We start from the raw sequence: 6548 nt of genomic DNA on the forward strand, positions 1-6548 counted from the left end.
CGTCAAGAGGCGCAGTTCCGGCCGGAGGCACGTCCGATTTCGGCCAGGGAACGGGCCGAGGGCCTGTAGCGTCAGACGCACCATGAATGTGAGCTTCAGACTTCTGTGCACGTTCGCGGCAGGCACGACGCTGCTGCTCGCCGGTTGTAACGAGACGACCAGCGGCTCGGCCCAACCGGCCGTGACCAGTGCTCCTGCGTCGTCGTCGGCGGCGGTGCCGACGTCCGCGGCGGCCACCACCAGCAGCTCACCGGCGTCGACCTCCCCGCCTGCCTCAAGCAAGCCCGCCGCCGACACGCCCGCGGCGCACAGCAAGGCGGGCGCGGCTGAGGTCGCGACGGCCCTCCTACACGCGATGGGCGCCAAGGACCTGGCCACGACCTGCAGGATCGTCGCCCCGACCTTCGCCGACGAAGGCGGTGACAAGGAGTGCCGGTCGCGGTTCGACGTGCTGTTCTCCAACCTCTCCGCGGCCGATCTCGCCGAGGCGAAGGCGGCCAAGGTCGATCCGGCGAAGCTCAAGGCCAGCGGTGCCGACAAGGTCACGATCTCCGGCGCGGCGGTGTCACCGCCCGTGCGCTTCTTCGACCAGTTCGGCGACCTCGACCTCGAATGGCGCGGCGGCACCTGGCTCGTCACCACCGGATAAGCGCGACCGGTCGGCAGGTCGTCGAGTCGAGTGCCCCTGAAGGCCACCTTCACCGCGTAAAACGCCGTGATGGTGGCCTTCAGGGGCACGGGACGCGAGTGAGCGCGACACGTCGAGTCGCGGGGTGGTCAGCGGTGCTGGCGGGGGACGATCCGGGTGACCGGGCCGTCCGGGGACTTGCCCGCGCGGGCCAGCCAGCCCTCGATCTCGCGGCGCACGAAAGCGAGCGTCGGACGGCGGCGCGGCTCGGGGTCCAGGGACGCGCTGAGGATGCGGGCGTGCGCGCTGCGCTGTGGCAGGTGGGTCACCGGGTCGGCGCGGGCGGCGGCCATCAGGGCGGCCATCGGGGTCTCGCGGGTGCCGCGCGGCGGCTGGCCGGACAGCGCGTAGCTCACCGTCGCGGCGAGCTGCCAGGCGTCCGAGGCCGGACTGGCCTGGGCGCCCATCGCCTGCTCTGGGGCGACGAAGTCGGGCGTGCCGATCATCATCCCGGTCGCGGTCATCTTCGAGTCGCCCTGGCTGCGGGCGATGCCGAAGTCGATGAGGTGGGCGAGCCCGCCAGGGTCGACGACCACGTTCGACGGCTTCACGTCGCGGTGCAGCACACCTTTTTCGTGCGCGGCGGCTAGCGCGCCCGCCATCGTCGACCACAGGCGACCGGCCGCGACGTCGTCCATCGGGCCCTGCCCGTCGACGATCTCGGCCAGCGGGCGGCCTTCCAGGTACTCCATCACCAGCGCGAGCCCGTCGGGCTCTTCGACCAGGTCGTAGACGCGGACACAGTTCGGGTGGTTCACCGCGGCGAGCGCCCTGGCCTCGCGCTGCATCCGCTCTTCGGTGTCGCGGTCGGGCGCGTGGGCGATCTTCAGCGCGACTGTGCGGTTGAGCTGGGTGTCCACGGCCTCCCAGACCGTGCCGAACCCGCCGTGTCCGAGCCGCCTGACGCGCCGGTAGCGGCTGCCACCGGCGTTGCGCGAACCGGGCGGCATCGGCACCGGGCCGGGCGCGGCGGCCAGCAGCGGTGGCGGCTCAGGCGCCTTGGCCAGCGCCGTCGCCGGATACGCCTTGGGTGGCGGCGGAGGCGGCGGGAGCGGCTTCTGCACCGGGGGGCGCTGCGGCTCGGGCTCGTGACGCGGCTCCGGCCGGTTGATCACGGACCACGGTGGCGGCCCCACGAGCGCGACGGGGATCAGGCCCAGCACGGTGAACGGCAGGAAGCCCAGCCAGAAGTGGACGGCGGTGTTCGCCTCCATCGTCACGCTGAGAAAGAACAGCAGGATGAACGAGATCCAGAAGAACCGGCCGGGCCACTTCGGGCCGCGGCGGAACGCCGTGCGGCCCTGCAACATGATGAAGAACAGCGAGCCGACGGGCAGCGCCACCAGCGCGATCAGGTAATAGACGTAGGAAAGCTGGGCGCCCTTCGGGTAGAACAGCGTCTCGTAGACGTTCTGCCCCGCGCCGAGATAGGTCTGCTGGACGCCGACAACGGGGAACTTGGCGTCGAAGGTGGACAGTTCGCCGGTGGACAGCCCCGCGGCGGCCCCATTACCGGCGTTGACGGCGCGGAAGGTCTCCGAAATACCGTTGGCGAGCAGCCACGGCAGCACCACGACGGTGACCACGGCGATTGCGGCGAACACGGACAGTGTCACCGCGTCGTACCGGTTTCCGGTGCCCTTACGGATGATCGCGACGATCAGCGTGCCGGCGGCGGGGATCAGCGCGACGAGCGCGCCCGCGGCACTGGTGGCCCACACCCAGTCGCCGGGCCAGATTCCCGGGCCGAACAGCGTGTGCGCCATCGACAGCAGCGCGCTCGCGAGTCCGCCCACTGCACCGCTCCCTCGTTCTCGTGCCGGAATTCCGGCACCTTTTCCTCGGTCCAGCTTAGGACGCTTGGTGCGGCTCGGCGGTTGCCGGGTCGGCGGCACCGGGGAACCCGCCCGTGCCCGACGCCTGGACCGGACCCCGTCCAGTGTCTCAGAACACACATTCACGAGGCGTGCGGCGCACGAGCGGGTGATGATGGGGCCACCCGCCGACGAGGACGAGGAGAGCCAGACCATGGGCGCGTACGCCGATTCCCACCGCCGCAGCCTCGAGGACCCGGAGGGCTTCTGGCTGGAAGCCGCCGGGGGGATCGACTGGACCCGGCCGCCCACCCAGGCTCTCGACGCGACGAACGCGCCGCTGTACCGCTGGTTCCCCGACGGGGAGCTCAACACCTCCTATAACGCGCTGGACCGCCACGTCGAGGCCGGGCGCGGCGACCAGCCCGCGCTGATCTGGGACTCCCCCGTCACCGAGACCGTCCGGACCTTCACCTACACCGAACTGCGCGACGAGGTCGCCCTGTTCGCCGGTGGACTGGCGTCACTGGGTGTGACCAAGGGTGACCGGGTGATCCTCTACCTGCCGATGGTGCCCGAAGCCGCGATCGCGATGCTCGCCTGCGCGCGGCTCGGCGCGGTGCACTCGGTGGTGTTCGGCGGGTTCGCGCCGAAGGAGCTGGCAGCGCGCGTCGAGGACGCGAAACCCAAGGTCATCGTGGCCGCGTCGTGCGGGATCGAGCCGACCAGGACCGTCGAGTACCTGCCGATCATCAACAGCGCGCTCGAGACCACCACACACCAGCCGGACAAGGTCGTCGTGCTCCAGCGCGACCGGCTCAAGGCCGGACTCGGCGAGCGGGACGTCGACTGGGCAGACCTCGTCGCGGGCGCCTCGCCCGCCGATCCGGTGCCCGTCGCGGCCACGGACCCGCTGTACATCCTGTACACCTCCGGCACCACCGGTAAGCCCAAGGGCGTCGTGCGGGACACCGGCGGCCACGCCGTCGCGCTGGCCTGGTCGATGGGCGCGATCTACGACATCCACGCCGGTGACGTGTGGTGGACGGCCTCGGACGTCGGCTGGGTCGTCGGGCACTCCTACATCGTCTACGCGCCGCTGCTGATCGGCGCGACCACCGTGCTCTACGAGGGCAAACCGGTCGGGACACCGGACGCGGGCGCGTTCTGGCGGGTCATCGCCGAGCACCGGGTGAAGGCCCTGTTCACCGCGCCGACCGCGCTGCGGGCCATCAAGAAGGTCGACCCCGAGGCCACCGAGCTGGCGAACCACGACCTGAGCGCGTTCGGCACGCTGTTCATGGCGGGCGAGCGGCTGGACCCGGAGACGTACCACTGGGCGCGCGAAAAGCTCGGCACGCCGGTGATCGACCACTGGTGGCAGACGGAGACGGGCTGGCCGATCTCGGCCAACCTGCGCGGGCTCGAGCCGATGCCGGTCAAGCCGGGCTCGTCGACCGTGCCCGTGCCGGGCTGGGACGTGCAGATCCTCGACCAGGCCGGGGAGGAGCGGATGCCGCCGGGCCAGGAGGGCGCGATCGCGATCAAGCTCCCGTTGCCCCCGGGCTCGCTGCCGACGTTGTGGGGCGACGACGAGCGGTACAAGGAGGCGTATCTGTCGCGTTACGACGGGTACTACCTAACGGGTGACTCGGGATACGTCGACGAGGACGGCTACCTGTTCGTGATGGGCCGGACGGATGACGTCATCAACGTCGCGGGCCACCGGCTGTCGACCGGTTCGATGGAGGCGGTGCTCGCGTCACATCCCGCGGTCGCCGAGTGCGCGGTGATCGGGGTGCGGGACAAGCTCAAGGGCCAGCTGCCGCGGGGGTTCGTGGTGCTCAAGTCCGGCGTCGAGACCGGCGAGGACACGCTCAAGGAGGAGCTGGTCGCGCTGGTCCGGCGCGACATCGGGCCGGTCGCGGCGTTCCGCGACGTGTCCGTGGTGGAGGCGCTGCCGAAGACGCGGTCGGGGAAGATCCTGCGCAAGACCATGCGCGGGATCGCCGACGGGCGTGACGAACCGGTGCCCTCGACCATCGAGGACGCGGGCGTGCTGGACGCGCTCCGGGCCGTTCTGCGCAGTGAATAGCACGGTCAACCCCGGTATGGCACGGTCCCGCCCGCCAGGCCACCGCACCTTCAACGGACCCGCTTCGCGGGGCTGGACCATCTTGGCGGGCATTGTGTTCCCGTTCATATTGGTCTATACCTCTGAGGGACTCTCCTGATCCCCGACCGGAGGTACTCCGTGAGGAAGCGCTTGCCCACGACCAGCCTGCTGGGAGTTGCCGCCTTGAGCCTGGTGGCTCTCGGCCTGCCCGCACTGACCACCGCGGCGTCCGCGGCACCGGCGTCGCACCAGCAGAAAACCGAACGCAGCGTGACCGACGTCGTCCCCGCGCCCGTCGAGGCGAAGGCCGACGCCAAGGCCGACTTCTGGCTGTCGCCCGCGACGGTCATCAGCGCCGACCGGGGCACCGGCCAGGTCGCCGACTACCTCCGCGGCCTGCTGCGGCCCGCCACCGGCTACCCGCTGCCCGTGCTTTCGCGCAGCTGGGGCCTGCCCGCGATCTCGCTGGAGCTCGGTCACGCCGACCAGCGCGTCGGCACCGAGGGTTACCAGCTCAAGGTGGCCAAGAACGGCGTCACCCTGAAGGCGAACACCACCGGCGGGCTGTTCGAGGGCGTGCAGTCGCTGCGGCAGCTGCTGCCGTCGAAGATCGACTCGAAGACCGTGCAGCACCAGCTCTGGACCGTGTCCGGCGGCACGATCCTGGACTACCCGCGCTTCGGCTACCGCAGCGCGATGCTCGACGTCGCCCGGCATTTCTTCAAGCCGGACCAGGTCAAGACCTACATCGACCAGATCGCGCAGTACAAGGTCAACACGCTGCACCTGCACCTGGCCGACGACCAGGGCTGGCGCATCGAGATCAAGAGCTGGCCGAAGCTCGCGACCGTCGGCGGCCTCGGCGCCGTGAACGGTGACCCTGGCGGGTACTACACGCAGGCGCAGTACTCCGACATCGTGAAGTACGCGGCCTCGCGGCACATCACGATCGTCCCGGAGATCGACATGCCGGGGCACACGAACGCGGCGCAGTCGGTGTACGCGGAGCTGAACTGCGACGGCGTCGCTGTCCCGCCGCGCACGGACACCGACGTCGGCTACAGCTCGCTGTGCATCGGCAAGCCGATCACGTACAAGTTCGTCGAGGACGTCATCCGCGAGCTGGCCGCGATCACGCCGGGCCAGTACCTCAACATCGGCGGCGACGAGGCCCACTCGACCCCGCCCGCGGACTACGACACCTTCTACCAGAAGGTGTCGCCGCTGGTCGGCAAGTACGGCAAGAGCATCACCGGCTGGCACGAGCTGTCCAAGACGAACCCGCCGACCTCGGCCATCCCGCAGTACTGGGACACCGTGGACACCAACGCGGCCGTCGCCGCGGCCGCCGCGCGGGGCAACAAGATCCTGTTCTCGCCTGCCAACAAGGCGTACCTGGACATGCAGTACAACGAGAAGAGCCCGATCGGCCTGCACTGGGCGGGCTACGTCGAGGTGAAGGACTCCTACGACTGGGACCCCAGCACGTACCTCAAGGGCGTGTCGGAGAACCAGATCGCCGGGGTCGAGGCGCCGTTGTGGTCGGAAACGCTGCTGACCAGTGACAACATCGAGTACCTCGCGTTCCCGCGGCTCGCGGGCATCGCCGAGATCGGCTGGTCCCCCAAGGCCTCCCACAACTGGGATTCCTACCGGGCGCGCCTGGCCAAGCAGGGCCCGCGCCTCACCGCGCAGGGGATCGACTTCTACCGCTCCCCGCAGGTCGACTGGAAGTAAATTTCGATTGCCCCTGAAGGCCACCATCACGGCGTTTTACGCCGTGATGGTGGCCTTCAGGGGCTTCTAGGAGGCTGCTGAATAATCGGCGTGTCTCCTTGAAATGGCATGCTGAGCTGGGAGAATAGTGTCATGCAGGGTGTGGAGCGGGCGGATCGGGAGTTTCTGGACGCGCGAGCACTGGTCGGTCATC

Annotated in this window: 4 protein-coding genes; 3 read left to right on the forward strand and 1 reads right to left on the reverse strand. The window is 69.8% G+C overall.

The window, feature by feature from the left end:
* Positions 1 to 88: 88 nt before the first annotated feature.
* Complete coding sequence (locus QMK34_RS12070; protein ID WP_326413851.1) at positions 89 to 649, forward strand: hypothetical protein; 561 nt, start codon at positions 89 to 91, stop codon at positions 647 to 649.
* Between the two features lie 128 nt (positions 650 to 777).
* On the opposite strand, the gene QMK34_RS12075 is transcribed toward QMK34_RS12070, so the two are convergent.
* On the reverse strand, positions 778 to 2454 hold the full coding sequence (locus tag QMK34_RS12075; protein WP_326413869.1) for a serine/threonine-protein kinase: 1677 nt from the start codon (positions 2452 to 2454) through the stop codon (positions 778 to 780).
* A gap of 220 nt (positions 2455 to 2674) precedes the next feature.
* Between QMK34_RS12075 and QMK34_RS12080 the strand changes: the two genes are divergently transcribed.
* Together QMK34_RS12080 and QMK34_RS12085 are read left to right on the forward strand one after the other, a co-directional pair.
* Positions 2675 to 4597, forward strand: coding sequence for a propionyl-CoA synthetase (locus tag QMK34_RS12080; RefSeq protein WP_326413852.1), 1923 nt, complete (start codon positions 2675 to 2677; stop codon positions 4595 to 4597).
* A gap of 159 nt (positions 4598 to 4756) precedes the next feature.
* Positions 4757 to 6355, forward strand: coding sequence for a beta-N-acetylhexosaminidase (locus tag QMK34_RS12085; RefSeq protein ID WP_326413853.1), 1599 nt, complete (start codon positions 4757 to 4759; stop codon positions 6353 to 6355).
* The last annotated feature ends 193 nt before the right edge of the window (positions 6356 to 6548 follow it).

Source organism: Amycolatopsis sp. H20-H5 (assembly GCF_035828755.1).
In the GTDB taxonomy this organism is placed as follows: Bacteria; Actinomycetota; Actinomycetes; order Mycobacteriales; family Pseudonocardiaceae; genus Amycolatopsis.

Bases quoted from the DNA above. Each gene is read 5' to 3' on its own strand.
- QMK34_RS12075 (WP_326413869.1), bottom strand. From the start codon at position 2,454: ATGGCGCACACGCTGTTCGGCCCGGGAATCTGGCCCGGCGACTGGGTG.
- QMK34_RS12080 (WP_326413852.1), top strand. From the start codon at position 2,675: ATGATGGGGCCACCCGCCGACGAGGACGAGGAGAGCCAGACCATGGGC.